Here is a 26,501-nt window from a genome sequence, read left to right as displayed (position 1 = left end):
TGAGGTAACAGTTTTTTCACATCTTCATGCGTTACCCGCACACTCGACAGGTAACGTTCAGCTCTCGCTGGCGACCCCGGTCTTGCGCCGGGGGATGCCCAGACGCTGACGGCGTTCCCACAGACATTTACGGCTGACGCCCAGTTTGCGCGCCAGTTCGGTCTCGGTCATGTGGTCCTGATGCTCAAGGACGAAATGCTGGAAGTAGTCCTCCAGCGACAGGTCTTCGGTCGGTTCATGGCTGCTGTTGCTGGCGTTACCCGCGGTTTGTGGCGGCAGACCGATGAACTCGTCGTCTTCCAGGTCGCTCAGCTCGATGTCGATGCCCAGCAGTTCGGCAGAAATTTCCGCGCTTTCGCTGAGAATCACCGCCCGCTCGACCGCGTTCTCCAGCTCACGCACGTTCCCCGGCCAGGAATAGTGCCGGATCGCCTGTTCGGCATCGGCAGCAAACTTCAGGTCGGTACGGTTGATGCGCGCACTCTGGCGAGCGAGGAAGGCATTGGCGATTTCATTGACGTCGGCGCCACGCTCGCGCAGAGCCGGCAGTTTCAACGCGATCACATGCAGACGGTAATAAAGATCTTCACGGAACTGACCGATTTTCGCCAGGCTCTTCAAGTCACGGTGAGTCGCGGCGATCAGGCGCACATCGACCTTCTGCGACTGCACCGAACCGACCCGGCGAATTTCGCCTTCCTGCAACACGCGCAGCAGGCGGGCCTGGGCTTCCAGTGGCAGTTCGCCGATTTCGTCGAGGAACAAGGTGCCGCCGTCCGCCGCTTCGACCAGACCGGCGCGACCAGCGCTGGCGCCAGTGAACGCACCTTTTTCGTGGCCAAACAGTTCGGACTCGATCAGGCTTTCCGGAATGGCTGCACAGTTCACCGAAATCATCGGCGCCTTGGCGCGTTTCGACAGATTGTGCAGGGCGCGGGCCACCAGTTCTTTACCGGTGCCGGACTCGCCCTGAATCAGGACATTGGAATCGGTGGGCGCGACCTTGCGGATCTTGCTGTACAGATCCTGCATCGGCGGACAGGAACCGATGATGCCGATCTCGCCATTGCTGTTGTCGACGGCAGATTTGCCGCTGCCATTGGCCGGTTTGCTGGCAACCGCTTCGCCGGCAGCCGGTGCCGATTGACGATCACGCAGGATCCGCGCGACAGCTTGAAGCATTTCATCGTGGTCGAAAGGCTTGGCGATGTAGTCCACCGCGCCCATCTTCATCGAGTCGACCGCCGAACGCAGGCTGGCGTAACTGGTCATGATCAGCACCGGCGTACCTTGGCCGAGCTTGATCAGCTCGGTGCCCGGTGCGCCCGGCAAACGCAGATCGCTGACGATCAAATCGAACGTAGGAATGGTGAAGCGTTCTTGTGCTTCCTGCACTGAACCGGCTTCGCTGACCTGGTACTGATTACGTTCCAGCAGGCGGCGCAAGGCGGAGCGGATAATTGTTTCGTCTTCGACGATCAAAATGTGCGGCATTGATTCGATACTCTCGACGGTCTCAGTTCACAGCGGACGTCGCTTCGACATGACGCGGTAAGGTCACCCGGATACGGGTGCCGCGTTGGCTTTGTACATCAGCCGGGCTGTCGATGGTGATTTGTCCATAATGCTCTTCAACGATGGAATAGACCAGTGCAAGGCCCAGACCGGTGCCTTCGCCAGGATCCTTGGTGGTGAAGAAGGGTTCGAACAATCGATCCATGATGTTCTTCGGAATACCGCTGCCTTCGTCTTCGACGATCAGATCGACCGTGTGTTCGCCGGCTTCGCTCTTGACCCGTACCGCACTGTGCGGCGGCGAGGCGTCGCGGGCGTTGGAGAGCAGATTGATCAGCACCTGGGCGAGCCGCTGCGGATCGCCTTCGACCCAGTGATCGGGATCGCACAGGTTGTAGAACTGCACTTCGAAATTGCGTCGGTTCAGCGCCAGCAGGCCGATGGCATCCTGCGCGACTTCCGCCAGACAAACGGGCTCGTCGCTATGCTGATGGCTGCCGGCGTGTGCGAAGCTCATCAGCGACTGGACGATGCGTGATACACGTTTGGTCTGTTCAAGAATCTGTCCGCTGATTTCCGTCAGCTCGCCGTCGTCTTCACGCTCTTCGCGCAGGTTCTGCGCCAGACAGGCGATGCCGGTGATCGGGTTGCCGATTTCGTGGGCCACACCCGCCGCGAGACGACCGATGCTGGCCAGTCGTTCGGAGTGCACCAGTTTGTCTTCGAGCATCTGCGTTTCGGTCAAATCTTCGACCAGCAGCACCAGGCCACTGTTACCCGGCGCCAACGGCTCATCAATCGCCGCTTTGTGCAGGTTCAGCCAACGGGTCTGCCCATCAAGGGCCAGATGTTGTTTGTGCAAATGCTCGTCGGGCAGATTGATGAAGCCTTGCAGCAATTCCTTCCACGGCTCGCCAATGGTGCTCAGGCGCGAACCGACCACGCGTTGCGCGGCGATCCCGGTGAGTTCTTCCATGGCCTTGTTCCACATCAGGATCTCTTGATCCTTGGCCAGCGAGCAGACGCCCATCGGCAGTTCCTGCAAGGTCTGCCGGTGATAGCGACGCAGGGCATCGAGTTCGGCGGCCAGACCTGTAAGGCGCGAGTGGTAATCCTCGAGGCGGCTTTCGATGAAGTGGATGTCTTCAGTCACATAGTTTTCGCCGCCGGCCTTGTATGGCAGGAAGGTTTCCACCATGTCCTGCGCCACGCTCGGGCCCATCAGGCCGGAGAGGTTGGCTTCGATGCGGTCGCGCAAACGGCGCAAGGCGTATGGACGGCGTTCATCGAACGGCAGATAAAGATCACGCAGCGCTTGTTCGACTTCTTTTTGCGCAGCCTTGGCGCCCAGCGGTTTGGCCAGTTGTGTGGCGAATTCCTGGGGTGAGGCGGCGTGCAGTTCGCGCCGCTGCGGACGACGGACGTTATCCACCGCGCAGGCCTCGGCGGCGCTGGCTTCTTCGGGGCTGGCGTTGGTGAACAGCGAGATCAGCGTGAACATCAACACGTTGGCGGCGAGCGAGGCGATGGCCGCCATGTGCCAACTGGTGTCGTCGAGCACGTAAATCATGTTCAGCAGAGGAATGTAGAAACCCTGCAGATTGCCGACCAGCGGCAGCAGCATCGTGACTACCCAGACCAGAATCCCTGCGAGCAGACCAGCGATAAAGCCACGCCGGTTGGCGGTCGGCCAGTAAAGCACCGACAGCACACCCGGGAGGAATTGCAGCGTCGCGACAAACGCGACGATGCCGAGGTTGGCCAGATCCTGTTCGGCGCCGAGCATCAGGTAGAAGCCGAAACCGGCCATGATGATCGCGACGATCAGCGCCCGACGGGTCCACTTCAGCCAGCGGTAGATATTGCCTTCGGCCGGTGGCTGATAGAGCGGCAACACCAAGTGGTTCAGCGCCATGCCCGACAGCGCCAGGGTGGTGACGATGATCAGACCGCTGGCCGCTGACAGACCGCCGACATAGGCGAGCAACGCCAGCGGTTTGCTGTTGGCGGCGATGCCGATGCCGAGGGTGAAGTATTCCGGATTGGTCGTGGCACCGAGTTTGAGGCCGGCCCAGAGAATCAGCGGCACTGCCAGGCTCATCAGCAGCAGGAACAGCGGCAAACCCCAGCTCGCGCTGACCAGCGAACGCGGGTTGAGGTTCTCGGTAAACGTCATGTGATACATGTGCGGCATCACGATCGCCGAGGCGAAGAACACCAGCAGCAGCGTGCGCCACGGGCCTTCCTGCAATGGCGTATGCAGGGCGGCGAGGGCGGTCTGATTTTGCAGCAGCCACAGTTCCAGCTGTTGCGGGCCGTCGAACACACCGTACAGCGCATACAGGCCAACGCCGCCGAGGGCGACCAGTTTGATCACCGACTCGAAGGCAATCGCGAATACCAGCCCTTCGTGCTTTTCACGCGTGGCGATATGCCGGGAGCCGAAGAAAATCGTGAACAGAATGATCAGCGCACAGAACGCCAAAGCGACGCGGCTCTGGATCGGTTCGCCCGTGAGGATGCCGATGGAGTCGGCCACAGCCTGAATCTGCAACGCCAGCAAGGGCAGCACACCGATCAGCATGAAAATCGTGGTCAGCGCGCCGGCCCAGGTGCTGCGAAAGCGGAACGCGAACAGATCCGCCAGCGACGACAGTTGATAGGTGCGGGTGATTTTCAGGATCGGATAGAGCAACACCGGCGCCAGCAGAAACGCGCCGGACACGCCGAGGTAGCTGGACAGAAAGCCATAACCGTACTGATACGCGAGGCCGACCGTGCCGTAGAACGCCCACGCACTGGCGTAAACCCCCAGCGACAAGGTGTAGGTCAGCGGGTGGCGAATGATTGCGCGCGGGATCATGCCCCGTTCGCTGACCCAGGCAACGCCGAACAGCGTCGCCAGGTACGCGGCGCTGATCAGGATCATCTGGGTCAGGCTAAAGCTCATCGGCATCTTTTTGGCTCTGCAGGATGAAGGTCACGACGATGAGGATCAGCCAAAGCAGATAGGGGCGATACCAGGCGCCCGTAGCGTCGATCCACCAATCCATGATGGCGGGGGAAAACAGGTAGATCCCCACGACTAAAAGCAGGACCAAGCGATAGATGTACATCCCGGCCTCTCTTTTTTATGCGCGTGCCCGAAAACGTGCGGCGATGGTAACGGATGGGCGCGCGACTGCAAGTGTCGTCATGGCAGTTGCGCCTCGGGCAGGGTCAGTGTGCGCGGGATCTTGCTGGCATCCCAGTGCGCGCTGCCCCACGCCAGCAACTCTTGTGGCGAGGCGTGTTCCAGTTCGGCGCCGGGGTTTTGCCCCAATGCCCGCAGGGCGCGCAGCAGCAACGGCGTCGCTTGATCGGCTTGCAGCGGCGGCGAGCGGTAGGACTTGCCGAGCTTGTTGCCGTCCGGCTGGGTGATCAGCGGCAGGTGCAGGTAGCGCGGCTGACGCAAACCCAGCAGTTCTTGCAGATATAGCTGGCGCGGGGTCGAGTCGAGCAGGTCGGCACCGCGGACAATGTCGGTGATGCCTTGCCAGGCGTCATCGAGCACCACGGCCAATTGATAAGCGTAGAGGCCGTCGCGACGGCGGATCACGAAGTCACCGACGTCACGACCCAGATGCTGGCGGTATTCACCCTGCACGCGGTCGACGAAGTGGTATTCCAGTTCCGGCACGCGCAGGCGAATGGCGGCGTCTTGCTGGTCATGGCCGAGATTGCGGCACAGGCCCGGATAAATGCCGTTGTAGGGTTCGAGCTGTTTGCGCGAGCAGGTGCAGGCATACGCGAGGCCGTGATTGAACAGGCTGTTCAGCACTTCGGCGTAGGCGTCGTGCCGATCGCTCTGACGCACCATGTCGCCGTCCCATTCGAAGCCATAGCTTTCCAGCGCCTTGAGGATCGCGGCTTGCGCACCGGGCTCTTCACGGGGCGGATCGAGGTCTTCCATGCGCACCAGCCAGCGACCGCCGACCGAGCGCGCGTCGAGGTAAGAGGCGAGGGCGGCGACCAGCGAACCGAAGTGCAGGTGGCCACTGGGGGTGGGGGCGAAGCGGCCGATGTAGGCGGGGGATGTTTTGGCAGTCATGAAGACGAAACTACTTTTCAGGCTATACGCAGGTCAACTTGTGGGAGCGAGCCTGCTCGCGAAAGCGTAGTGTCAGACGATTAAATGCTGAATGACACAGCGCTTTCGCGAGCAGGCTCGCTCCCACAAGAGCAAAAGGCAAAGGCAAACGTCAGAAACAAAAACGGAGCGTTCGCACGCTCCGTTTTTCGTTCAGGTCGAGATTACTTGCCGACCTGCTTTTCCTTGATTTCCGCCAGGGTCTTGCAGTCGATGCACAGATCCGCCGTCGGACGGGCTTCGAGGCGCTTGACGCCGATCTCGATGCCGCAGGACTCGCACCAGCCGTATTCTTCGTCCTGAATCAGCTCCAGCGTCTTGTCGATCTTCTTGATCAACTTGCGCTCGCGATCGCGGGCGCGCAGCTCCAGGGCGAATTCTTCTTCCTGACTGGCACGGTCGGCCGGGTCAGGGAAGTTGGCCGCTTCGTCTTTCATATGATCAACAGTACGGTCGACTTCCTGCATCAAGTCCTGTTTCCACTTGTTCAGGATCTTGGTGAAGTGCGCGCGCATCGGAGCGCCCATGTACTCTTCACCGGCCTTCGGAACGTAAGGTTCGAAGCCGCTGATCGTCGTTTGCTGCTGTTGCTTTGCTTGGGTGGGCATGAAATGGACCGCCTCTACTCTTGTAATCCATTGCGCAGGATTGCTCCATCACCGACACCTGCCGGCCCTGCGGCTGCAAGCGGGCGAACTTACCAGATCAATTCGGCCTGCGCTACTCCCGGATGTCGAGGCCCCGGCGGGTGGCGCTTGCAAATGTTTGGCAAGCCGTGTCTGGTGGTGTTGAAGACCTGTTCAATCACTGATTTTAGTCAATCCTGGAGCGTACGCTCATATCGTTACAGTCCAGCGTTCTTGAGGCTGTGACCGCTGCGGGTTCTCGCTCGTTCCGGCAGATGGGTAGAATCGTCTCTTTTTCCCTGCCGAAGGAAAACCAATGGCTCCCTACAGTGCGCGCAGTCGTGCGATCGAACCGTTCCATGTGATGGCGCTGCTGGCGCGGGCCAATGAATTGCAGGCTGAAGGCCACGACGTGATCCACCTGGAAATCGGCGAGCCGGACTTCACCACCGCTGAGCCGATCATTCGTGCCGGCCAGGCCGCGCTGACGGCTGGCAAGACCCGTTACACCGCCGCCCGCGGGATTCCCGAGCTGCGCGAGGCGATTGCCGGGTTTTATCAATCGCGCTATGGCCTGAACATCGATCCACGGCGGATTCTGATCACGCCGGGCGGTTCCGGTGCACTGTTGCTGGCCAGTGCGTTGCTGGTCGACCCCGGCAAACACTGGCTGTTGGCGGACCCGGGCTACCCGTGCAACCGTCACTTCCTGCGACTGGTCGAGGGCGCGGCGCAGCTGGTGCCGGTGGGGCCGGACGTACGTTATCAACTGACCCCGGATCTGGTTGCGCGGCATTGGGATCACGACAGCGTCGGTGCCCTGGTCGCCTCACCGGCCAATCCGACCGGAACGATCCTGACCCGCGACGAACTGGCCGGGTTATCCACTGCCATCAAGGCTCGCCATGGTCATCTGGTGGTGGACGAGATCTACCACGGCCTGACTTACGGCACCGATGCGGCGAGCGTATTGGAAGTCGATGACAGTGCTTTCGTGTTGAACAGTTTCTCAAAATATTTCGGCATGACCGGTTGGCGTCTGGGCTGGCTGGTGGCGCCGGATGCCGCGGTCAGCGAGCTGGAGAAACTGGCGCAGAACCTCTACATCAGTGCGCCGAGCATGGCGCAATACGCGGCATTGGCGTGTTTCGAACCGGACACTATCGCCATTCTGGAGGAGCGCCGCGCCGAATTCGGTCGTCGCCGCGACTTCCTCCTGCCAGCGTTGCGCGAGTTGGGTTTCAACATCGCCGTGGAGCCGGAGGGTGCCTTCTATCTGTACGCCGATATCAGCCAGTTCGGCGGCGATGCCTTCGCGTTCTGTCGACATTTCCTCGAAACCGAACATGTTGCTTTCACCCCGGGTCTGGATTTCGGTCGCTATCAGGCCAGCCACCATGTGCGTTTTGCCTACACGCAAAACCTCCCTCGCTTACAGCAAGCGGTGGAGCGTATTGCGCGTGGCTTGAAGAGCTGGCAAGGCTGATGCACTTTTATCCACCTCTGGAAGAGGCGCGCCTGATTCGTCGTTACAAGCGTTTTCTTGCCGATATCGAAACCGTTAGCGGCGAGTTGCTGACCATTCACTGCCCGAACACCGGCTCGATGCTCAATTGCCAGGTCGAAGGCGGGCAGGTCTGGTTCAGCCGTTCCAACGATCCGAAGCGCAAACTGCCTGGCACCTGGGAAATTGGCGAAACCCCGCAGGGCCGCTTGTTTTGCGTGAACACCGCGCGCGCCAATGGTCTGGTCGAAGAGGCCTTGCAGGCGGGTGTCATCAGCGAATTGAACGGCTTTACCGCGTTGAAGCGCGAAGTGGCGTACGGGCAGGAAAAGAGCCGTATCGATTTCCGCCTCGAATACCCCAGTGGTCCGGCGTACGTGGAAGTGAAAAGCGTCACGCTGGGCTTCGACGGTACGGCGGTGGCGGCATTTCCCGATGCGGTGACCCAGCGTGGCGCCAAACATCTGCGGGAGTTGGCGCATCTGGCGCGGGACGGGATTCGCGCGGTGCAGTTGTACTGTGTCAATCTGAGCGGGATTGAAGCGGTGCGGCCGGCAAAGGAAATCGATTCGGCCTACGCCGATGCACTGCTTGAAGCGGTCGCCTGCGGCGTTGAAGTGCTGGCGTATGGCGTACGCCTGGACCATGAGGAAATGGTCATCGACCGGCGTCTCGACGTGCTGCTCAACGGTTAAACATCGATCCACAGGCCTTGCGCGTCTTCGCGGCAAGGGATGGCGGTGAGGGCTTGCCCGGCGCAAGGCCCGGCGACGCATTCACCGTCCTCGATCAGAAACAGGGCGCCGTGGGTGGCGCACTGGATCAGGCTGTTGCTCGGGTCGAGAAACTGGTCGGGTTGCCATTCCAGTCCGACGCCCCGATGCGGGCAGCGGTTGAGGTAGACATAGGCCTGGCCGCTGCGGCGCACGGCGAACAGCTTGTTCCCGTCGACTTCAAATCCACGGCTGGCGGCTTCGGCGAGTTCAGCGCCTGCGCAGAGAAACTTCATGGCTATCCTTTAGTGTCGGCTCGTGTCCGGATATGTCCGAGCTTGACGTTTAAATGCAAACAATTATCAAATGACGGCCTTCGTCCGCAGGGCGGCTGGCTGCTGCCGAGGATACTTGGCCTGTCATCCGGATGCCCGGGAAAACCACGTTCAAGGAAGCTGCGTATGCGCCTGAGTACCCGCGTTGCTGTGCTGTGTGTCGGACTTATGGTCAGCCACCAGGCTGCAGCGGCTGATTTGCCGCAACGTTGGGTCAGTGCTGGCGGCGCGTTGTCCGAATGGGTTGCAGCATTGGGCGGTGAGGCGAAACTGGTCGGCGTCGACACCACCAGTCAGCATCCGGAGTCGCTGAAGGCGCTGCCAAGCATCGGTTATCAGCGCAGCCTTTCCGCTGAGGGCATTCTCAGTTTGCGCCCGGACCTCTTGATCGGCACCGAAGAAATGGGGCCGCCGCCGGTTCTTTCGCAAGTCAAAGCGGCCAAGGTTCAGGTGGAATTGTTCTCGGCTCAGCCGGATCTGCCGACCCTGGAAAAAAACCTCACACATCTGGGCCAGTTGCTTGGCGCCGAGCCGCAAGCGGTGCAGTTGCTGCACAGTTATCAACAGCAACTCGATGCCCAGCAGGCACGGGTTGCTCAAATGCAGACCCAACAAAAAGCGCCGGGTGTGCTGCTGTTGCTCGGGCATGCCGGTGGCAAGCCATTGATTGCCGGCAAAGACACCGCCGCCGATTGGCTGCTGCAACAGGCCGGCGGGCATAACCTCGCCACGCACACCGGTTACAAGCCGTTTTCTGTGGAATCGCTCGCCAGTCTCGATCCCGAAGTGCTGGTGTTCGCCGACCGCGCGCTGACCGGTGAAGCGGCGAAAGCGGCGCTGTTCAAGGAAAACCCGATTCTCAATTCAAGCCGTGCCGCCAAGGCGGGTCGTGTACTGGAGCTGGATCCGACCTTGTTGGTCGGCGGCCTCGGGCCACGTTTGCCTGCGGCGTTGAAAACCCTGTCTGACGGTTTCTACCCGGCCAAGAGCGGCCAATGACCACACTGGTAAAACCCCGTGCCTTGTTTATTGGCCTGACGCTTCTGTGTTTGTTGGCGATCTGGTTGTCGTTGGCGCTCGGCCCGGTCAGCTTGCCGCTGCTGGATACATTGCGCGCGGCGCTGCGCATGCTCGGCGTGCCGTTGGCGCCGGAGGGGCTGGAGCAGGCTGAGCTGATTCTTGGGCAGATTCGTTTGCCGCGAACTCTGCTCGGGCTGGCGGTTGGCGGCGTGCTGGCATTGTCCGGTGTGGCGATGCAGGGGCTGTTTCGTAATCCGCTGGCGGATCCGGGGCTGGTGGGTGTTTCCAGCGGCGCGGCGTTGGGCGCAGCGATTGCGATTGTCGGCGGTTCGTTTTTTGGCGGGTTACCGGAATGGTTCGGGCCTTATTTATTGTCGGTCTGCGCGTTTCTCGGCGGGCTTGGCGTCACGGCGCTGGTCTATCGACTCGGTCGCCGCAACGGCCAGACCAATGTCGCGACCATGTTGCTCGCGGGTATTGCCCTGACCGCACTGGCCAGTTCGGCGGTCGGGCTGTTTACGTATCTGGCGGATGACGCGACCTTGCGCACGTTGACCTTCTGGAACCTCGGCAGCCTCAACGGCGCCAGTTACGCGCGGTTGTGGCCGTTGCTGATCATCAGCGCCGGCGTCGCGTTGTGGCTACCGCGTCGGGCCAAGGCGTTGAATGCGTTGTTACTGGGCGAATCGGAAGCCGGGCATTTGGGTATCGATGTCGAAAAGCTCAAACGCGAGTTGGTGTTCTGCACGGCGCTGGGTGTCGGCGCGGCGGTGGCAGCGGCGGGCATGATCGGTTTCGTCGGCCTGGTGGTGCCGCATCTGGTGCGTTTGCTCGCAGGTCCCGATCATCGGGTGTTGCTGCCGGCGTCCGTGCTGGCCGGAGCGAGCCTGCTGCTGCTCGCCGATCTGGTGGCACGGCTGGCGCTGGCGCCGGCGGAGTTGCCGATCGGTATCGTCACGGCGTTTATCGGCGCGCCATTCTTCCTTTATCTGCTGCTGCGAGGGCGTGCCTGATGTTGCGTGCGCACAATCTGCACATCCGTCGTGGCCGCAAGGCAGTGCTCAGCGAAATCACTCTGCAGCTTGAGCCCGGTGAAGTACTCGGTGTGCTCGGGCCGAACGGTGCCGGTAAAAGCACTTTGCTCGGGGCTTTGTGCGGTGAATTGACGGCCAGTGACGGCGAGGTGTCCCTCGATGGCGAAGCATTGAGTCACTGGAGCGGCACGCAACGCGCCCAGCGCCTGGCCGTGTTGCCCCAAGTCTCAACCCTGGATTTCGCCTTTCGTGTTGAAGAAGTCGTCGGCATGGGCCGTTTGCCTTGGCAAAGCGGCCGGGTGCGCGATGACGAGATCGTCGTCGCGGCGCTGAAGGCAGCGGATGCCGGGCATCTGAGCGGGCGCAGCTATCTGGCGTTGTCCGGCGGTGAACGTCAGCGCGTGCATCTGGCGCGAGTGCTGGCGCAGCTATGGCCTGGCCAGGCCGGGCAAACATTGTTGCTCGATGAGCCGACATCCATGCTCGATCCGCTGCATCAGCACACCACCTTGCAAGCGGTGCGCGAGTTTGCCGACCGCGGTGCAGCGGTATTGGTGATCCTGCATGATCTGAATCTGGCCGCGCGCTATTGTGATCGGGTGTTGTTGCTTGAAGGGGGGCATCCGGTCGCACTGGATACACCTGAGCAAGTGTTGCGCCCGGATTTGCTGAAAGCCGTATTCGGTCTCGAAGTCTTGGTGCAGCCGCACCCGGAGCGTGGGCATCCGCTAATCATCGCCCGCTGATTTCTCATCGAGGTGATTGCATGCGTGGGATGTGGCTGTTGGCGATGTTGCTGCTTGCGGGGTGTCAGCATGTTGTGGCGCCACCACCGCCGATCAGTGGCGAGATTCGCGATCTGCGCAGCGGCGAGGTGCTGACAGCGCAGCAACTGGTGACGCGTCTTGCTCAGCCTGAGCGGCTGATCATTGGCGAGCAGCATGACAATGCCGATCATCATGCCGCCCAGTTATGGTTGTTGCAGGTACTCGCTGAACAGCGGCCGCAGGGCAGTCTGTTACTGGAGATGCTGACGCCAGAGCAACAGCCTCGCGTCGATCAAGTGCGTCGGGCCGCGACGCCTCCGGCCGATCTCCCGGGGGCACTCGCCTGGCAGGATGGCTGGGACTGGACCCTTTACGGGCCGATTGTGCGCTTCGCCCTCGCGCAACCCTGGCCGCTACTGTCGGCGAATCTGGATAACAGTGAAATCCGCCCGATCTATCGCGCTCCGCCGTTGTTGAGCGGGGAGCGTACGAACACCGCTTCCGTGAAAAGTACATTGCTCGAGCAAATCGCTGATTCCCACTGCGGCCTGCTTCCCGCAGCACAAATGCCGGCGATGCTCGCGGTTCAACAGCAGCGTGACCGGCGCATGGCCGAACGGTTGATGGCAGCGCCGATGCCGTCAACGTTGTTGGCCGGCGCGTGGCATGCGCGAAAGGATGTGGGCGTGCCGTTGCACCTACTGGATCTGGGCGCCAGCCAGCCCCCGACTGTGTTGATGCTGGCCGAGCAGGGCGGTGAGGTTACCTCAGCAATGGCCGACTACGTCTGGTACACCCCGGCCACACCCAAGCAGGACTACTGCGAGCAGATGCGCAAACAATTCGGTAAATGACTTTTCCACAGGCAAAAAAAGACCCGGTAAAAACCGGGTCAAATAACCGTGATTAGCCTGATGAGGAGATAATCTGAGAGTCCGAACCAAGGGCTTTTCAGAATATCGACTGATCTCGCGACCAGTTGTGATAATCATAGCGATTCTCATTACCGCGTCAACAACTGTTTTCTCATTTCGTTGATTTAGTCGCTGGAATGGCCGGTATGGCCCGCAAACAAAGGGCCCTGCCTCAGATTTTGTTGGCGCTCAATTGGCTGACTTGCTTGTTCAACTGGCCGATGCGCCGCGCCATGCTCTCGATCAGGCTGTGGGCAATTTTCGGATTGGTGCGGGTCATGCTCAAAAATTGCTCACCGGGGATCAGCATCACCGTGCTCGCTTCCCGCGCAATCACCGTGGCATTGCGCGGCTCGTGCGTGAACACCGCCATCGCGCCGAATATTTCGTCCCTGGGCACTTCGCCGACCTTGTGGCCATCGACAAATGCTTCCGCATGCCCGTCGATGATCACGAATACGTGATCGGCGGCGTCACCTTGATTGATCAGAACGGTCCCGGCTTCAACCCGCTTAAAACCATTGGTGCTGCGAAACTCGCGAGGTTTCAGCTCTGCCACCGCATGGGCGAGCATTGCCATTTGCCCCAGCAGGTAGGCAAGAAATTGCTCCGCCCGAGGTGCATCGGCATACACATGCTCGAACACCGCAGCGCGTCGATAGGGCGTCAGGCGCAATGGCCCGTCGCTGCACAAGCGGCAATCGCCCCAGTCATCGCCACGCTGCAGGCCGATCAAATCGCCGTCCTGCCAATAAAACAGCGGGCGGGCAGCGAGGCAGCCGGTAATCACCCCCTCAGTCAGCAGAAACAACTGATCGCCGGGTAACTGCGCGAGCAGATCATCCGGCGCGTCCAGCTGCAGTTCTGCGCCACACGGCGCCAAGCCCTGCAGCCATTGCGCAGGCAAATTCTGCAGGCGATTGATCAGTGCATCGGCCCAAGCCGATTGTTCCCCCAGTAAATACATAACGGTCAATGCCCGTTCAGTTCTTGTGGCGCGAGGAAATGGCTTCAAGTTGTTTGTTCAGGGCGTCCTTGCGTTCGGCGGGGATGTCGTTCCAGTGCACGTCCATCAGCGCGCCCTCGATCGCATACAACAACACCTTCGATGCGCGAAACCCGCGGGTACGCACGGCCCGGTAGGCGTCCACCGCGCCCAGGCGACGCAAGTCCGAGGCGCTGTGGATGCCCACGGCATGCAGCCATTGCGCCGACGTCTTGCCAAGATTCTTCAGGTGTTGCAGTTCATCATTCATCAAGCCTCCTTGCGACGGCCGAATGGTGCGTGGGCGAGCTTCTCAGGAGTGTAGCCATCAGTAGGAAAAGCGTGGTTGTTTGGTCGGATTCGACGCAAATGCTTCTAAGAAAGGGCGCTTGTAAGGCTTGCGAGCGCAGAAAGGCAGGAGGAAACACATTCCAAATGTGGGAGCGAGCCTGCTCGCGAAAGCGCTATGACTTTCACGATCAGGGTGACTGACACTCCCTCTTCGCGAGCAGGCTCGCTCCCACCAGGTGGGTGTTGTATCAGAGAGGGGTATGCATATCAGCGAGTGCGATAGCGCAGGCGCGTACCGAAATTCATCGACATCAGAATCTCGTCGGCACTCAGCTCTGGCGGGAAGTAAGCCCCGGAAATCTGCGCGTGGGCCAGGCTGGCGCCTTCCAGCGATGCATTGCGAAAATCGATCCCACGCAAATCGGCGGAACGGAAGTATGCGTCCCGGAAATCCACGCCATCGGCATTCAGTTCACGCAAATCGAGCCCACGGAAATCGCCGCCGACCATGTCGATCGGGCCGTCCTGTGGACGCTCCTTGTTGAAACCTGTGATGTCGTCTTTGTGCAGCAAGGCATACAGCGGGGTGTCGAGAAGTTTCGGCTGGCTCATGTCATATCACCGTTGGTTTTATGACGCCAGTATAGTGCCACTATTTGACGGCCGTGAAGCAAGCGAGGGCTTCACGGCCGAAATAGTTTCTTACAGGCCTGGCAGGCGCTGACGGATCTGCGCGACCACGGTGTCCAGCGTGCCGGATTCATTGGTTTGCACGCGCTTGCTGCGCAGAATTTCTTCCGGCGTCAGCGCTTCACGGTTGGCCTGCTGTGCTTCGATCACCGCCAGGGTGGCGTCGGATGGATCCTTCTGGTCGGCCTGACGGACCGCCAGCCAGCTCTCGATCACCGCTTGTGGCGCGTTGCAGTCGAGGATCAGGAACGGCGTGCCGGTGGCTTCGGCGATTTTCGCTGCGCTGTCACGCTGCTCACGCTTCAAGTAAGTGGCGTCAATCACCACCGGGAAACCGGCGTGCAGGATCACCTCCGCGATTTCATGCAGACGCGCGTAGGTCGCAGCGCTGGCGTCGGCACTGTAAATGCCGGCCTGCACGTCGTTGGCGACGGTTTGCTCTCCGAACAGACGCTTGCGTTCTACGTCCGACCGCAGGCGAATGGCGCCCAGCGCTTCGACCAGACGCATGGCCACGTGGCTTTTGCCGACTGCGGAAACGCCGTGGGTGATGGCCATGAAGCGCGAAGGAATGGTGCTGTAACTTTCCGCCAGGTTGGCGTAGTTGCGGTACTGACGCAGGGTGGTGGCGCGCTGCACCGGGGTCGCGTCCGCCGGCATGCTGAACAGCGCAACCTTGGCGCGAACCAGGGCGCGGTAGGCTTTATAGAAGTTCAGCACTTCCAGGCCTTGATAGTCGCCGGTCAGCTCCAGGTATTGGCTGATGAAGCGGCGCGCCAGGGATTTCAGGCCACGGTCTTCCAGGTCCATCGCGAGGAAACCGGTGTCGGCCCAGACGTCAGTGAAACGGAACGGTTCGTTGAACTCGATGCAGTCGAAGATCACCACTTTGCCGTCGATGACGGTGGCGTTGCCCAAGTGGATATCGCCGTGACATTCACGGGTGAAACCGTCGGTCTTGCGCTGAGCGAACAATGGCTTGAGACGCTCGAAACTGCTTTCGGCCCAGGCTTTCAGCGCGTCGAGTTGCAGCAGATCGTTTTTGTCGCTGAGGAACGGCAGGATCTGCTCGAAGTTTTGCGACACCGGCGCCATCACGCTTTCAGGTGTGCCGGCGTCGTGTTCGGCCGGGACTTTGGGGGCGTTGAGGTGGAAGCGTGCGATCTGCTCGGCCATTTCGTCGATGTGCTGGGTGGTCAGTTCGCCGTTGGCTTGCAAGGTACTGAGCATCCCGCTCTGCGGGAACTGGCGCATTTTCAGCACGTATTCGATCGCCGCGCCGTCGCCGCCCAGTTGCGGTGCTTCAACGCTGCCGGTCACCGGCAACACTTCCAGATACAAATCATCGGTCAGACGCTGGTTCAGGCGCAGCTCTTCAGCGCAGAAATGCGCACGCGATTCGAGGCCGGTGAAGTCGAGGAAGCCGAAATTCACCGGCTTCTTCACTTTATAAGCGAAGGGACCGGTGAGGATCACCCACGAGATATGGGTTTCGATGACCTGGAACCCCTCCACGGGGTGCGGGTAGAGGGCCGGGTTTTGCAGGGCAGCGATCAGTGATTGGCTCACGGGCGATCCTTCAGAGACGGGGGAAATTCGAGGCGGCCATTATGGCCGCTCGCCAGCCTTACGCAAACCTCGGAGCGCTCCTGTTGAGGATGAATAAAGTGCGTATAATCCGCCGCCATGACTCGAACTCGATCTCCCCGTACCAAGAAAAAACCACCCTCCAAGGGCCTGAGCCCATGGTTGAGCTGGGCCATTAAACTCAGTCTGGTCGGCCTCGTCGTGCTGGCTGGCTTTGCCGTTTACCTCGATGCCGTGGTGCAGGAGAAGTTCTCCGGCAAACGCTGGACCATCCCGGCCAAGGTCTACGCGCGGCCGCTCGAACTGTTCGTCGGACAAAAGCTCAGCAAAGACGATTTCCTCACCGAACTCGATGCCCTCGGCTATCGCCGCGAAGCTGTGAGCAATGGCCCCGGTGCCGCTGCGGTGAATGGCAATACAGTCGATCTGAATACCCGTGGCTTCCAGTTCTATGAAGGCCTGGAAAAACCGCAGCCGGTGCGCGTGCGTTTCTCTGGCGATTACGTCGCCGAGCTGTCGGCGACCAACGGATCGAAGTTGTCCGTGGTGCGCCTTGAGCCGCTGATGATCGGCGGCATTTATCCGAAAAATCTTGAAGACCGGATTCTGATCAAACTCGATCAGGTGCCACCGTACCTGCTCGAAACCCTCGTCGCTGTCGAAGACCGTGATTTCTACAGCCACTGGGGTGTGTCGCCGAAGTCGATTGCCCGCGCGGTCTGGGTCAACACCTCTGGCGGCAAGATGACTCAGGGCGGCAGTACGCTGACCCAGCAGTTGGTGAAAAACTTCTACCTGACCAACGAACGCAGCCTGACCCGCAAGCTCACCGAAGCGATGATGGCGCTGTTGCTGGAACTGCATTACGACAAGAAGGAAATTCTTGAGGCCTACCTCAACGAAGTCTTTGTCGGTCAGGACGGTCAGCGCGCGGTGCACGGTTTCGGTCTGGCCAGCCAGTTCTTCTTCGGTCAGCCGTTGTCCGAGCTGAAACTGCATCAAGTTGCGCTATTGGTCGGTATGGTCAAAGGCCCGTCCTACTACAACCCGCGTCGCAACCCGGAGCGCGCGCTCGAGCGGCGTAACCTGGTGCTCGACGTGCTTGAGCAACAAGGCGTGGCGACGGCCGAGCAGGTCGAAGCGGCGAAGAAAATGCCGCTGGGTGTGACCACGCGCGGCAAGCTTGCCGACAGCTCGTTCCCGGGCTTTATCGATCTGGTCAAACGTCAGCTGCGCGAAGATTACCGCGACGAAGACTTGACCGAAGAAGGCCTGCGCATCTTCACCAGTTTCGATCCGATCCTGCAGATGAAAGCCGAGGCGTCGGTCAACGACACCTTTAAACGTCTGGCCGGGCGCAAAGGCTCCGATGATGTCGAAGCGGCGATGGTCGTGACCAATCCGGAAACCGGTGAAGTCCAGGCGATGATCGGCAGCCGTCAGGCCAGCTATGCCGGGTTCAACCGTGCGCTGGACGCGGTGCGGCCAATCGGTTCGTTGATCAAGCCGGCGGTTTACCTGACTGCGCTGGAAAAACCGAGCCAGTACACCCTGACCAGTTGGCTGTCCGATGATCCGTTGTCGGTCAAAGGCGCGAACGGGCAGGTGTGGAAACCGCAGAACTATGACCGTCGCTCCCACGGTACCGTGTTCCTCTATCAGGGCCTGGCGCATTCTTACAACCTGTCGACTTCGCGTCTGGGTCTGGAAGTAGGCGTGCCGAATGTGTTGAAAACACTCGGTCGTCTCGGCGTAACGCGTGAATTCCCGGCGTTCCCGTCGATGTTGCTGGGGGCTGGCGGCATGACTCCGATCGAAGTGGCAACCATGTATCAGACCCTCGCCAACGGTGGTTTCAATACGCCGATGCGCGGGATTCGTAGTGTGCTGACTGCCGAAGGCGAGCCGCTCAAGCGTTATCCGTTCCAGATCGAGCAGCGTTTCGACCCGGCGTCCATTTATCTGATCCAGAACGCCATGCAGCGCGTGATGCGTGAAGGTACCGGCAGTTCGGTTTATAACGTGCTGCCCAAGACCCTGACGCTGGCGGGCAAGACCGGTACCAGTAACGATTCCCGTGACAGCTGGTTCGCCGGTTTCAGTCAGGATGTGCTGGCGGTGGTCTGGCTGGGGCGCGATGACAACGGCAAGACGCCGTTCACCGGTGCGACCGGTGCGTTGCAGGTCTGGACCAGTTTCATGCGCAAGGCCGATCCGCTGCCGCTGGACATGCCGCAGCCGGACAACGTCGTGCAGGCGTGGGTCGATTCGCGTACCGGGCAAGGCTCCGATGCCAACTGCCCGGGGGCGGTGCAGATGCCGTATATTCGCGGCAGCGAACCGCCACCCGGCGCTGCGTGTGCGGGCGAAACGCCTGCTTCCGGCGAGTCGGTGATGGATTGGGTCAAGGGCTGGATGAATTAAGCAAAGAGGGTTTCAAGTGAACAAGTGGTTGATTCCAGCGGTGACCGCCGTGGCTTTGCTCAGCGGCTGCTCTACCGTACAGCGTGGTTCGATTCCGGTGGTTGACTCGGGCACTGCGGTGTCCAACAGCGAACGCATCTCGGCCAATGGCGGCTTCCGTCAAACGACCGTGAAACGTCCTGCGCAGGGCCAGACTCAGGCCATTCCGCAAGGCGATACGGGTGTGGTGGTGATGGTGCCGGGCGGCGGCGCTGCCGTGTCGGCACCGATCAGCTCTTCGCCAATCGTGCCGGGCCCGGCATCCGGCGGTATCACGGCGGGGCCGTACAACCCTTCGCCGGCTGACTCCGCGCCAATCAATTCCGGCAGCTACAGCATGCCCTCGACGCCGAGCGGGATTCCTTCGGCCAGCAGTGGCGGCGGCTTGTCGGCCGACGAACAACTGGACGGCCCGGTGCTCGCTTTGCTGACCACCGCGCAACAGCAACAGGCTGGCGGCGACCTCAACGGCGCGTCGTCGAGCCTGGAGCGTGCCCAGCGCGTCGCTCCGCGTGAGCCGCAAGTGCTTTATCGCCTGGCGCAGGTGCGCATGGCGCAAGGTGATGCACCGCAGGCCGAGCAGTTCGCTCGTCGTGCGCTGACCATGGCCAACGGTCGTCCTGACCTGCAGGCCAATCTGTGGGAAGTCATTGCTCAGGCCCGCGAGAAACAAGGCGATTCCGCCGGCGCCACTCTGGCCCGTCAGAAGGCCAAGGTCTCGCTGTGATGGATGCCCGTTTCCCGAAAATCGCCGATCAGCTGTTGCTGATCGAGCGAGAGCTGCGCACGCAGGGTTGGTGGGATGAAGTTTCGCCATCGGCCGAAGCCCTGAGCAGTGTCGAGCCGTTTTCGGTCGATACGCTGGACTTCGAACAGTGGCTGCAATGGATCTTCCTGCCGCGCATGAAGATGATCCTCGAACAGGATCTGCCGCTGCCGAATGCTTCGGGTATTCAGGAGATGGCAGAAATGGTCTTTGCCCAGCGCAACGTGGGCGGCAAGGATCGTCAGCTACAGGTGCTACTCAAAGAGTTTGACCTGCTGATCACTGCCTCGCGTTGAATTGAAAACTGCCAGTCGCTACTGGCAGTTTTCACTGATCTGTTTCTGTGCCTCGACGATGCGCTCCTGCCGCTGCGCATCATCCAGCCTTCGCAACTGTCCCTCGACCTCTTCCCTCAATCGCGGATTGTTCTGCAATTGCGCAAGGTTCGTCCGTGCCTGCTCACAAAACTGTTTGAGCTGCGTCTGCTGATCAGCGACCTGTTTTTTGACCTTGGCATCGATAGCCTTCTGATCACCCAGCACGCCGCTGCCCGGCATTGCCGCCGGTTTTGGTGGGGGCGAGGAGGGCGTCTGCACGGTCGTCGACACCTGACCCGGTGGCGGCTGCGCATCGAAATGCGTGACCCCTTGGGCATCGACCCATTTGTAGATTTGAGCGGCCATGCACCATGGGCTGAGGCCGATCAGCAGAGTAAGGAGGAGCGTTCGCATGCTGATTCCTTGGCAAAATTGCGCAATTGACACTAACAGAGTAGCGGTTTTCAGGTTTTTTCTTGCGTTCTCATGTGCTTACCCACAATTAACCACACAGACGACTTGACTTGGAGAGGGCGAAACAGAAGAATCCAAAGTCCGCTGTAGAGGGACTGCCAGAAGCAGACCCACTCGGTAGATCATGAGGCGCACATCCGCGCCGACCTGTTACACCCGCAACGCGTTACCTCGCGCTGGGTGGGAAAGGCCCGCAACACTTGGGACGATCCCAATACTTGCTCAGTCAGTGCTGACGTAGTCGGCGACCACCGTCGCTCATGCTCTGCCGAGAAGTAAACCTATTAAGACCCGCCCCTTTTGTGTGGACGGTATTCTGGCGTTTTAGAGGTGAACAACGTGGATCTTTTATCTGGCGGTGAGATGCTCGTCCGCTTTTTGCGTGACGAAGGCGTCAAATATATCTACGGGTACCCGGGTGGTGCTCTCCTGCATGTTTACGATGCCCTGTTCAAAGAACCGGAAGTGACTCACATCCTGGTTCGTCACGAACAAGCGGCAACCCATATGGCTGACGGTTATGCCCGTGCCACCGGTAAAGCCGGCGTGGTATTGGTGACGTCCGGTCCTGGCGCCACAAACGCCATTACCGGTATCGCGACCGCCTATATGGACTCGATTCCAATGGTGATCATTTCCGGTCAGGTGCCAAGCACCATGGTCGGCACCGACGCGTTCCAGGAAACCGACATGATCGGTATCTCCCGGCCGATCGTGAAGCACAGCTTCATGATCAAGCACGCTTCGGAAATCCCGGAAGTCATGAAGAAGGCCTTCTACCTGGCGCAATCCGGTCGTCCGGGCCCGGTCGTGGTCGATATCCCGAAAGACATGACCAACCCGGCCGAGAAGTTCGAATACATCTTCCCGAAGAAAGCCAAGCTGCGTTCCTACAGCCCGGCCGTTCGCGGTCACTCCGGGCAAATCCGCAAGGCGGCAGAAATGCTCCTGGCGGCCAAGCGCCCGGTCATGTACTCCGGTGGCGGCGTGATTCTCGGCAACGGTTCCGCACCGCTGACCGAACTGGCGAAAATGCTCAACCTGCCCGTGACCAACACCTTGATGGGCCTGGGTGGTTTTCCGGGTACTGATCGTCAGTTCATCGGCATGCTCGGCATGCACGGCAGCTACACCGCCAACCTGGCGATGCACCATGCTGACGTGATCCTCGCGGTCGGCGCGCGTTTCGACGATCGCGTGATCAACGGCGCGGCGAAGTTCTGCCCGAACGCCAAGATCATCCACATCGACATCGACCCGGCTTCGATTTCCAAGACCATCAAGGCCGACGTGCCAATCGTTGGTCCGGTGGAGAGCGTCCTGACCGAAATGGTTGCGATCCTCAAGGAAATCGGCGAGACCCCGAACAAGGAGTCCGTGGCCAGTTGGTGGAAGCAGGTGGATGAATGGCGCGGTGATCGCGGCCTGTTCCCTTACGAAAAGGGCGACGGCAGCAAGATCAAGCCGCAGACCGTGATCGAAACCCTCTGCGAAGTGACCAAGGGCGATGCCTTCATCACTTCCGACGTGGGTCAGCACCAGATGTTCGCGGCGCAGTACTACACGTTCAACAAGCCGAATCGCTGGATCAACTCCGGTGGTCTGGGCACCATGGGCTTCGGTTTCCCGGCGGCCATGGGCATCAAGTTGAGCTTCCCGGATGACGACGTTGCCTGCGTCACCGGCGAAGGCAGTATCCAGATGAACATTCAGGAACTGTCGACCTGCCTGCAATATGGCTTGCCAGTCAAAATCGTCATCCTCAACAACGGTGTTCTGGGGATGGTGCGTCAGTGGCAGGACATGAGCTACGGCAGCCGTCACTCGCACTCCTACATGGAATCGCTGCCTGACTTCGTCAAGCTGGCTGAAGCCTACGGCCACGTCGGCGTACGCATCACCGAATCGAAAGATTTGAAGTCGAAGATGGCAGAAGCGTTCGCCATGAAGGATCGCCTGGTGGTGATCGATATTTCGGTCGACACCAGCGAGCACGTCTATCCGATGCAGATCAAAGACGGCTCCATGCGCGATATGTGGCTGAGCAAGACGGAGCGTACTTAATCATGCGGCACATTATTTCCTTGCTTCTGGAAAACGAACCCGGCGCTTTGTCTCGCGTAGTCGGCCTGTTCTCGCAGCGCAACTACAACATCGAAAGCCTGACCGTGGCCCCGACCGAAGACCCGACCCTGTCGCGTCTGACGCTGACCACCGTTGGCCACGATGAAGTTATCGAGCAGATCACCAAAAACCTGAACAAGCTGATCGAAGTGGTCAAGCTGGTGGACCTGTCGGAAAGTGCTCACATCGAGCGCGAACTGATGCTGGTCAAGGTCAAGGCCACTGGCGCCCAGCGCGCCGAGATCAAACGCACCACCGATATTTACCGTGGACAGATCGTCGACGTCAGCGCCAGCGTGTATACCGTTCAACTGACCGGTACCAGCGACAAGCTCGACAGCTTCATTCAGTCCATCGGCACCGCATCGATTCTGGAAACCGTCCGTAGCGGCGTGACCGGCATTGCCCGCGGCGACAAAGTACTCAGCATCTAAACCAAATTAGCGAATGGCCTGAACGGCCTGGATATAAAGGGGAAATTCATGAAAGTTTTCTACGATAAAGACTGCGACCTGTCGATCATCCAGGGCAAGAAAGTTGCCATCATCGGTTACGGTTCCCAGGGCCACGCCCAAGCGTGCAACCTGAAAGATTCCGGTGTCGACGTTACCGTTGGTCTGCGTAAAGGTTCGGCCACCGTTGCCAAAGCTGAAGCTCACGGCCTGAAAGTGACCGACGTTGCTTCCGCTGTTGCGGCTGCCGACCTGGTCATGATCCTGACCCCGGACGAGTTCCAGTCCTCGCTGTACAAGAACGAAATCGAGCCGAACATCAAGAAAGGCGCCACCCTGGCCTTCTCCCACGGCTTCGCGATCCACTACAACCAGGTTGTTCCGCGTGCCGACCTCGACGTGATCATGATCGCGCCGAAAGCGCCGGGCCACACCGTGCGTTCCGAGTTCGTGAAGGGCGGCGGTATCCCTGACCTGATCGCGATCTACCAGGACGCCTCGGGCAACGCCAAAAACGTTGCACTGTCCTACGCTGCTGGCGTTGGCGGTGGTCGTACCGGCATCATCGAAACCACGTTCAAGGACGAGACCGAAACCGACCTGTTCGGCGAACAAGCCGTTCTGTGCGGCGGTACCGTTGAGCTGGTCAAAGCCGGTTTCGAAACCCTGGTTGAAGCTGGCTACGCGCCAGAAATGGCCTACTTCGAGTGCCTGCACGAACTGAAGCTGATCGTTGACCTCATGTACGAAGGCGGTATCGCCAACATGAACTACTCGATCTCCAACAACGCCGAATACGGCGAGTACGTGACTGGCCCGGAAGTGATCAACGCCGAGTCCCGTCAGGCCATGCGCAACGCCCTGAAACGTATTCAGGACGGCGAATACGCCAAAATGTTCATCAGCGAAGGCGCAACCGGCTACCCTTCGATGACCGCCAAGCGTCGTAACAACGCCGCTCACGGTATCGAAATCATCGGCGAGCAACTGCGCTCCATGATGCCGTGGATCGGTGCCAACAAGATCGTCGACAAAGCCAAAAACTAAGTCGTCGTTCCTTGTACGAAAAACGCGGCCTCGGCCGCGTTTTTTCGTTTGAGCCGGTGGTTCTGGTATAAAGCTGCATCGTTTGTGGCCGAACTGTCGTCCTCAAGCTTCTGTCGAATTTTCTCCAAACCGTTGCAAGGTAATGTCCATGAGCGAACGTCCCGAAGAGCCGAACAAGGCTTCTGACGCCGAAAGCCTGCTGCCCATCGATGAGCACATCGAAGAAGGGCACGACGCAGAAGGTCGTAAAGTCCGGCATCGTGGTATCTATCTGCTGCCGAATCTGTTCACCACTGCGAACCTGTTCGCAGGGTTTTACTCCATCATCAATTCGATGAGCGCGCAGGCTGCCCTGAGCGCTGGCGACGCGGCGAATGCGAGCAAGTATTTCGCGTTTGCTGCGATCGCGATTTTCGTCGCCATGGTGCTTGATGGCCTCGACGGTCGCGTGGCGCGCATGACCAATACGCAAAGTGCCTTTGGCGCCGAGTACGACTCACTGTCGGACATGGTCGCGTTCGGAGTTGCACCGGCGTTGCTGGCCTTTGGCTGGGCATTGGGCGATATGGGCAAAGTCGGCTGGATGGTCGCCTTCATTTATGTGGCGGGCGCGGCGTTGCGTTTGGCGCGTTTCAACACGCAGGTCGGTACGGCTGATAAACGTTACTTCATTGGTCTGGCCAGCCCGGCAGCGGCAGGGGTAGTCGCGGGCATCGTCTGGGCGTTCAGCGATTACGGCATTCAGGGGTCGAAGATGTCGTTCCTGGTTGCCTTGATGGTGGCGGCCGCCGGCATGCTGATGGTCAGCAACATCAAGTACAACAGCTTTAAAGAGCTGGATCTGAAGGGGCGCGTACCGTTCGTGGCGATCCTCGCCGTGGTGCTGGTGTTTGCTGTGGTGTTCAGCGATCCACCGCGCATTCTGCTGCTGGTGTTCCTCGCCTATGCGGCTTCCGGCCCGGTGCAATACCTGTTGCATCTTCGTCGGCACAAAAAAGCCGAGTGATGTAATTTCACGCATACTCCGCAGTCTATGGGTGCATCTGTCCTCCAAAGCTGCGGAGTTGCCATGCTGATCAAAGTCCCCAAAGCGTCCGATTGTCACGAGTCGGATGTCACGCCTGAATCCATTTATCTCTCTCGTCGCCAATTGCTCGGAGCTACCGCTGCCGGTATCGCCGTGGGCAGTCTCCCGCGCTGGGCGAATGCCGACGATGCGGCGCGATATGCCGATGTCGAGCCGGGCAAGGCACCTGCCTGGTTTGCCGAGAAGCTCCCTTCTACTAAATGGGGGGCCGTCAGCGTCAAGGATGAGGCGATCACGCCTTATAAAGACGCGACTCACTACAACAACTTCTATGAGTTCGGTACCGACAAGGGCGATCCGGCGGCGAATGCAGGCTCGCTGAAAACCGAACCGTGGAGTGTGGTGATTGACGGGGAGGTGGGTAAGCCAGGGCGTTATGCGCTGGAAGATTTCATGAAGCCTTATCAACTGGAAGAGCGAATCTATCGCTTGCGCTGTGTAGAAGCGTGGTCGATGGTTATTCCGTGGATAGGTTTTCCGATTTCGGCGCTGCTCAAACAGGTCGAGCCAACCTCCAAAGCCAAATACATCCGCTTTGAAACCTTGCAGGATCCTAAAAGCATGCCCGGCCAACGTTCCGGATTTGCTTTGATCGACTGGCCTTATGTAGAGGGCTTGCGACTGGATGAGGCGATGAATCCGTTGGCTATTCTGGCGGTGGGCATGTATGGCCGCGAGTTGCCGAATCAGAATGGCGCGCCATTACGTCTGGTGGTGCCGTGGAAGTATGGCTTCAAGAGCGTTAAATCCATCGTGCGTATCAGTCTGGTCAGCGAGCAGCCGAAGACCACTTGGCAAAGCATTGCGGCAGACGAATATGGCTTTTATGCGAATGTGAACCCGACGGTCGATCACCCACGCTGGACGCAAGCCCGGGAGCGGCGATTGCCGAACAGCCTGTTCAAGCCGAATGTACGCGATACGCAAATGTTCAACGGCTACTCGGACGAAGTCGCTTCTTTATATACAGGGCTCGACCTGCGGAAGAACTACTGATGCGATTTCCGTTCTGGCGTATAGGCGTTTTCATCGCGGCGGCGATCTGGCCGATGCTCTGGTTGTATCAGGCGCTTGAGGATTTGCTTGGGCCGGACCCCGGCAAAGTGTTGGTCGATCGGCTGGGGCTGGGGACACTGGTGCTTCTGCTGATTACCTTAAGCATGACGCCTCTGCAGAAACTCACCGGCTGGGCAGGGTGGGTCGCCGTACGTCGCCAGTTGGGACTTTGGTGTTTTGCCTATGTGGTTTTGCACCTGTGCAGCTATATGGCATTTATTCTGGGTTTCGATTGGTCGCAACTGGCGGTCGAACTGCGCAAGCGGCCTTACATAATAGTCGGGGTGTTGGGTTTTCTTGGGCTGCTGGCGTTGGCGGTGACGTCCAATCGCTACAGTCAGCGTCGGTTGGGTGTGCGCTGGAAGAAATTGCATCGGTTGGTGTACGTGATTCTGGGGCTGGGTTTGCTGCATATGCTGTGGATCGTGCGCGCTGATCTGGAAGAGTGGGCGATCTATGCCTTTATAGGTGCTGTGCTTCTGGCGCTGCGTATCCCTCCTGTAATGCGTCGGATCCCGCGGTTGCTGGCTAAAAAGCAGGTTTTGCAAGAAAAGCGAAATTAACGGTTGACGGCAGATCTCAGGTGTCTATAATTCGCCCCACTT

Annotated in this window: 26 protein-coding genes; 15 read left to right on the top strand and 11 right to left on the bottom strand. The window is 59.7% G+C overall.

Going from position 1 to position 26,501, the window contains the following annotated elements; genetic code table 11:
- Positions 1-57 precede the first annotated feature (57 nt).
- From A8O26_RS14755 to dksA, 5 genes are all read right to left on the bottom strand, one after another.
- Positions 58-1,494: a sigma-54-dependent transcriptional regulator gene (locus tag A8O26_RS14755; protein WP_064118691.1), complete on the bottom strand. Its 1,437-nt coding sequence runs from the start codon at positions 1,492-1,494 to the stop codon at positions 58-60.
- 22 nt (positions 1,495-1,516) lie between these two features.
- Positions 1,517-4,471 carry a sensor histidine kinase gene (locus tag A8O26_RS14750; protein WP_172828165.1) on the bottom strand — a complete coding sequence of 985 codons (2,955 nt, stop codon included), beginning with the start codon at positions 4,469-4,471 and terminating at the stop codon, positions 1,517-1,519.
- Complete coding sequence (locus tag A8O26_RS29795) at positions 4,455-4,631, bottom strand: hypothetical protein (protein ID WP_003176118.1); 177 nt, start codon at positions 4,629-4,631, stop codon at positions 4,455-4,457. The genes A8O26_RS14750 and A8O26_RS29795 overlap by 17 nt, the downstream gene beginning before the upstream one ends.
- Before the next feature lie 77 nt (positions 4,632-4,708).
- A complete protein-coding gene (gene gluQRS, locus A8O26_RS14745; protein ID WP_064118689.1) occupies positions 4,709-5,605 on the bottom strand; it encodes a tRNA glutamyl-Q(34) synthetase GluQRS in 897 nt (298 codons plus the stop codon).
- 203 nt (positions 5,606-5,808) lie between these two features.
- Positions 5,809-6,252: an RNA polymerase-binding protein DksA gene (gene dksA, locus A8O26_RS14740; protein ID WP_064118688.1), complete on the bottom strand. Its 444-nt coding sequence runs from the start codon at positions 6,250-6,252 to the stop codon at positions 5,809-5,811.
- Positions 6,253-6,586: 334 nt separating this feature from the next.
- On the opposite strand from dksA, the gene A8O26_RS14735 reads away from it, so the two are divergent.
- Together A8O26_RS14735 and sfsA are read left to right on the top strand one after the other, a co-directional pair.
- Positions 6,587-7,756 carry a pyridoxal phosphate-dependent aminotransferase gene (locus A8O26_RS14735; protein WP_064118687.1) on the top strand — a complete coding sequence of 390 codons (1,170 nt, stop codon included), beginning with the start codon at positions 6,587-6,589 and terminating at the stop codon, positions 7,754-7,756.
- Positions 7,756-8,469 carry a DNA/RNA nuclease SfsA gene (gene sfsA / locus A8O26_RS14730; protein ID WP_064118686.1) on the top strand — a complete coding sequence of 238 codons (714 nt, stop codon included), beginning with the start codon at positions 7,756-7,758 and terminating at the stop codon, positions 8,467-8,469. Before A8O26_RS14735 ends, sfsA begins: the two co-directional genes overlap by 1 nt.
- On the opposite strand, the gene A8O26_RS14725 is transcribed toward sfsA, so the two are convergent.
- Positions 8,466-8,783 (bottom strand): Rieske (2Fe-2S) protein, encoded by a 318-nt coding sequence (locus A8O26_RS14725; RefSeq protein WP_064118685.1) that lies wholly within the window; start codon positions 8,781-8,783, stop codon positions 8,466-8,468. The two genes, sfsA and A8O26_RS14725, sit on opposite strands and share 4 nt — an antisense overlap.
- A 165-nt stretch (positions 8,784-8,948) precedes the next feature.
- Here A8O26_RS14725 and A8O26_RS14720 point away from each other — a divergent pair, with 165 nt between their 5' ends.
- Genes A8O26_RS14720 through A8O26_RS14705 form a run of 4 tightly spaced genes read left to right on the top strand, consistent with a single transcriptional unit; the run spans position 8,949 to position 12,497 of the window.
- Positions 8,949-9,821, top strand: a complete 873-nt coding sequence (locus tag A8O26_RS14720; protein WP_064118684.1) for a heme/hemin ABC transporter substrate-binding protein — start codon at positions 8,949-8,951, stop codon at positions 9,819-9,821.
- Between the two features lie 50 nt (positions 9,822-9,871).
- The gene (locus A8O26_RS14715) at positions 9,872-10,855 is read left to right on the top strand and encodes a FecCD family ABC transporter permease (RefSeq protein ID WP_172828166.1); all 984 of its coding nucleotides are present in this window, start codon (positions 9,872-9,874) and stop codon (positions 10,853-10,855) included.
- A complete protein-coding gene (locus A8O26_RS14710) occupies positions 10,855-11,622 on the top strand; it encodes a heme ABC transporter ATP-binding protein (protein WP_064118682.1) in 768 nt (255 codons plus the stop codon). Before A8O26_RS14715 ends, A8O26_RS14710 begins: the two co-directional genes overlap by 1 nt.
- Before the next feature lie 20 nt (positions 11,623-11,642).
- Entirely contained in the window at positions 11,643-12,497 is an 855-nt protein-coding gene (locus A8O26_RS14705) for a ChaN family lipoprotein (RefSeq protein WP_064118681.1), read from the top strand.
- A gap of 232 nt (positions 12,498-12,729) precedes the next feature.
- Here the strand turns inward: A8O26_RS14705 and A8O26_RS14700 are convergent, their stop codons facing one another.
- The 4 genes from A8O26_RS14700 to A8O26_RS14685 all read right to left on the bottom strand — a co-directional run bounded on the left by A8O26_RS14700 (position 12,730) and on the right by A8O26_RS14685 (position 16,092).
- Positions 12,730-13,524: a Crp/Fnr family transcriptional regulator gene (locus A8O26_RS14700; protein WP_064118680.1), complete on the bottom strand. Its 795-nt coding sequence runs from the start codon at positions 13,522-13,524 to the stop codon at positions 12,730-12,732.
- Positions 13,525-13,540: 16 nt separating this feature from the next.
- Positions 13,541-13,813 (bottom strand): TfoX/Sxy family protein, encoded by a 273-nt coding sequence (locus tag A8O26_RS14695; protein ID WP_003228231.1) that lies wholly within the window; start codon positions 13,811-13,813, stop codon positions 13,541-13,543.
- A 287-nt stretch (positions 13,814-14,100) separates the two neighbouring features.
- Complete coding sequence (locus tag A8O26_RS14690; protein ID WP_007909940.1) at positions 14,101-14,445, bottom strand: pentapeptide repeat-containing protein; 345 nt, start codon at positions 14,443-14,445, stop codon at positions 14,101-14,103.
- Positions 14,446-14,535: 90 nt separating this feature from the next.
- Positions 14,536-16,092 (bottom strand): AAA family ATPase, encoded by a 1,557-nt coding sequence (locus A8O26_RS14685; RefSeq protein WP_064118679.1) that lies wholly within the window; start codon positions 16,090-16,092, stop codon positions 14,536-14,538.
- A gap of 117 nt (positions 16,093-16,209) precedes the next feature.
- Between A8O26_RS14685 and mrcB the strand changes: the two genes are divergently transcribed.
- Genes mrcB through A8O26_RS14670 form a run of 3 tightly spaced genes read left to right on the top strand, consistent with a single transcriptional unit; the run spans position 16,210 to position 19,635 of the window.
- Positions 16,210-18,534, top strand: coding sequence for a penicillin-binding protein 1B (mrcB, locus tag A8O26_RS14680; protein ID WP_064118678.1), 2,325 nt, complete (start codon positions 16,210-16,212; stop codon positions 18,532-18,534).
- Between the two features lie 16 nt (positions 18,535-18,550).
- Entirely contained in the window at positions 18,551-19,300 is a 750-nt protein-coding gene (locus A8O26_RS14675; RefSeq protein ID WP_064118677.1) for a tetratricopeptide repeat protein, read from the top strand.
- Positions 19,300-19,635: a YqcC family protein gene (locus A8O26_RS14670; protein WP_064118676.1), complete on the top strand. Its 336-nt coding sequence runs from the start codon at positions 19,300-19,302 to the stop codon at positions 19,633-19,635. Before A8O26_RS14675 ends, A8O26_RS14670 begins: the two co-directional genes overlap by 1 nt.
- Positions 19,636-19,653: 18 nt before the next feature.
- Here the strand turns inward: A8O26_RS14670 and A8O26_RS14665 are convergent, their stop codons facing one another.
- The gene (locus A8O26_RS14665; protein ID WP_064118675.1) at positions 19,654-20,070 is read right to left on the bottom strand and encodes a DUF4124 domain-containing protein; all 417 of its coding nucleotides are present in this window, start codon (positions 20,068-20,070) and stop codon (positions 19,654-19,656) included.
- 399 nt (positions 20,071-20,469) lie between these two features.
- On the opposite strand from A8O26_RS14665, the gene A8O26_RS14660 reads away from it, so the two are divergent.
- The 6 genes from A8O26_RS14660 (at position 20,470) to msrQ (ending at position 26,459) form a co-directional block, all read left to right on the top strand.
- Positions 20,470-22,194 (top strand): acetolactate synthase 3 large subunit, encoded by a 1,725-nt coding sequence (locus tag A8O26_RS14660; protein ID WP_064118879.1) that lies wholly within the window; start codon positions 20,470-20,472, stop codon positions 22,192-22,194.
- A gap of 2 nt (positions 22,195-22,196) precedes the next feature.
- On the top strand, positions 22,197-22,688 hold the full coding sequence (ilvN, locus tag A8O26_RS14655; protein WP_003176102.1) for an acetolactate synthase small subunit: 492 nt from the start codon (positions 22,197-22,199) through the stop codon (positions 22,686-22,688).
- A 48-nt stretch (positions 22,689-22,736) separates the two neighbouring features.
- Positions 22,737-23,753, top strand: a complete 1,017-nt coding sequence (gene ilvC / locus A8O26_RS14650; protein WP_003228216.1) for a ketol-acid reductoisomerase — start codon at positions 22,737-22,739, stop codon at positions 23,751-23,753.
- Positions 23,754-23,901: 148 nt separating this feature from the next.
- Positions 23,902-24,759 carry a CDP-diacylglycerol--serine O-phosphatidyltransferase gene (gene pssA / locus A8O26_RS14645; protein ID WP_064118674.1) on the top strand — a complete coding sequence of 286 codons (858 nt, stop codon included), beginning with the start codon at positions 23,902-23,904 and terminating at the stop codon, positions 24,757-24,759.
- Between the two features lie 63 nt (positions 24,760-24,822).
- A complete protein-coding gene (gene msrP / locus A8O26_RS14640; RefSeq protein ID WP_064118673.1) occupies positions 24,823-25,836 on the top strand; it encodes a protein-methionine-sulfoxide reductase catalytic subunit MsrP in 1,014 nt (337 codons plus the stop codon).
- Complete coding sequence (msrQ, locus tag A8O26_RS14635) at positions 25,836-26,459, top strand: protein-methionine-sulfoxide reductase heme-binding subunit MsrQ (protein WP_064118672.1); 624 nt, start codon at positions 25,836-25,838, stop codon at positions 26,457-26,459. Before msrP ends, msrQ begins: the two co-directional genes overlap by 1 nt.
- The last annotated feature ends 42 nt before the right edge of the window (positions 26,460-26,501 follow it).

This window comes from Pseudomonas fluorescens (assembly GCF_001648775.1).
GTDB lineage: Bacteria > Pseudomonadota > Gammaproteobacteria > Pseudomonadales > Pseudomonadaceae > Aquipseudomonas > Aquipseudomonas fluorescens_M.
The sequence above is the reverse complement of the archived record's forward strand: the minus strand, read 5'-3'. Positions and strand labels throughout refer to the sequence as shown.

Excerpts from the sequence above, each read along its gene's own strand:
- msrP (WP_064118673.1), top strand. The coding sequence starts at position 24,823 with ATGCTGATCAAAGTCCCCAAAGCGTCCGATTGTCACGAGTCGGATGTC.
- A8O26_RS29795 (WP_003176118.1), bottom strand. The coding sequence starts at position 4,631 with ATGTACATCTATCGCTTGGTCCTGCTTTTAGTCGTGGGGATCTACCTG.
- A8O26_RS14705 (WP_064118681.1), top strand. The coding sequence starts at position 11,643 with ATGCGTGGGATGTGGCTGTTGGCGATGTTGCTGCTTGCGGGGTGTCAG.
- A8O26_RS14720 (WP_064118684.1), top strand. The coding sequence starts at position 8,949 with ATGCGCCTGAGTACCCGCGTTGCTGTGCTGTGTGTCGGACTTATGGTC.
- dksA (WP_064118688.1), bottom strand. The coding sequence starts at position 6,252 with ATGCCCACCCAAGCAAAGCAACAGCAGCAAACGACGATCAGCGGCTTC.
- pssA (WP_064118674.1), top strand. The coding sequence starts at position 23,902 with ATGAGCGAACGTCCCGAAGAGCCGAACAAGGCTTCTGACGCCGAAAGC.
- msrQ (WP_064118672.1), top strand. The coding sequence starts at position 25,836 with ATGCGATTTCCGTTCTGGCGTATAGGCGTTTTCATCGCGGCGGCGATC.
- ilvC (WP_003228216.1), top strand. The coding sequence starts at position 22,737 with ATGAAAGTTTTCTACGATAAAGACTGCGACCTGTCGATCATCCAGGGC.
- A8O26_RS14695 (WP_003228231.1), bottom strand. The coding sequence starts at position 13,813 with ATGAATGATGAACTGCAACACCTGAAGAATCTTGGCAAGACGTCGGCG.
- A8O26_RS14670 (WP_064118676.1), top strand. The coding sequence starts at position 19,300 with ATGGATGCCCGTTTCCCGAAAATCGCCGATCAGCTGTTGCTGATCGAG.
- sfsA (WP_064118686.1), top strand. The coding sequence starts at position 7,756 with ATGCACTTTTATCCACCTCTGGAAGAGGCGCGCCTGATTCGTCGTTAC.
- A8O26_RS14690 (WP_007909940.1), bottom strand. The coding sequence starts at position 14,445 with ATGAGCCAGCCGAAACTTCTCGACACCCCGCTGTATGCCTTGCTGCAC.
- gluQRS (WP_064118689.1), bottom strand. The coding sequence starts at position 5,605 with ATGACTGCCAAAACATCCCCCGCCTACATCGGCCGCTTCGCCCCCACC.
- mrcB (WP_064118678.1), top strand. The coding sequence starts at position 16,210 with ATGACTCGAACTCGATCTCCCCGTACCAAGAAAAAACCACCCTCCAAG.
- A8O26_RS14750 (WP_172828165.1), bottom strand. The coding sequence starts at position 4,471 with ATGCCGATGAGCTTTAGCCTGACCCAGATGATCCTGATCAGCGCCGCG.
- ilvN (WP_003176102.1), top strand. The coding sequence starts at position 22,197 with ATGCGGCACATTATTTCCTTGCTTCTGGAAAACGAACCCGGCGCTTTG.
- A8O26_RS14735 (WP_064118687.1), top strand. The coding sequence starts at position 6,587 with ATGGCTCCCTACAGTGCGCGCAGTCGTGCGATCGAACCGTTCCATGTG.
- A8O26_RS14725 (WP_064118685.1), bottom strand. The coding sequence starts at position 8,783 with ATGAAGTTTCTCTGCGCAGGCGCTGAACTCGCCGAAGCCGCCAGCCGT.
- A8O26_RS14755 (WP_064118691.1), bottom strand. The coding sequence starts at position 1,494 with ATGCCGCACATTTTGATCGTCGAAGACGAAACAATTATCCGCTCCGCC.
- A8O26_RS14700 (WP_064118680.1), bottom strand. The coding sequence starts at position 13,524 with ATGTATTTACTGGGGGAACAATCGGCTTGGGCCGATGCACTGATCAAT.
- A8O26_RS14710 (WP_064118682.1), top strand. The coding sequence starts at position 10,855 with ATGTTGCGTGCGCACAATCTGCACATCCGTCGTGGCCGCAAGGCAGTG.
- A8O26_RS14665 (WP_064118675.1), bottom strand. The coding sequence starts at position 20,070 with ATGCGAACGCTCCTCCTTACTCTGCTGATCGGCCTCAGCCCATGGTGC.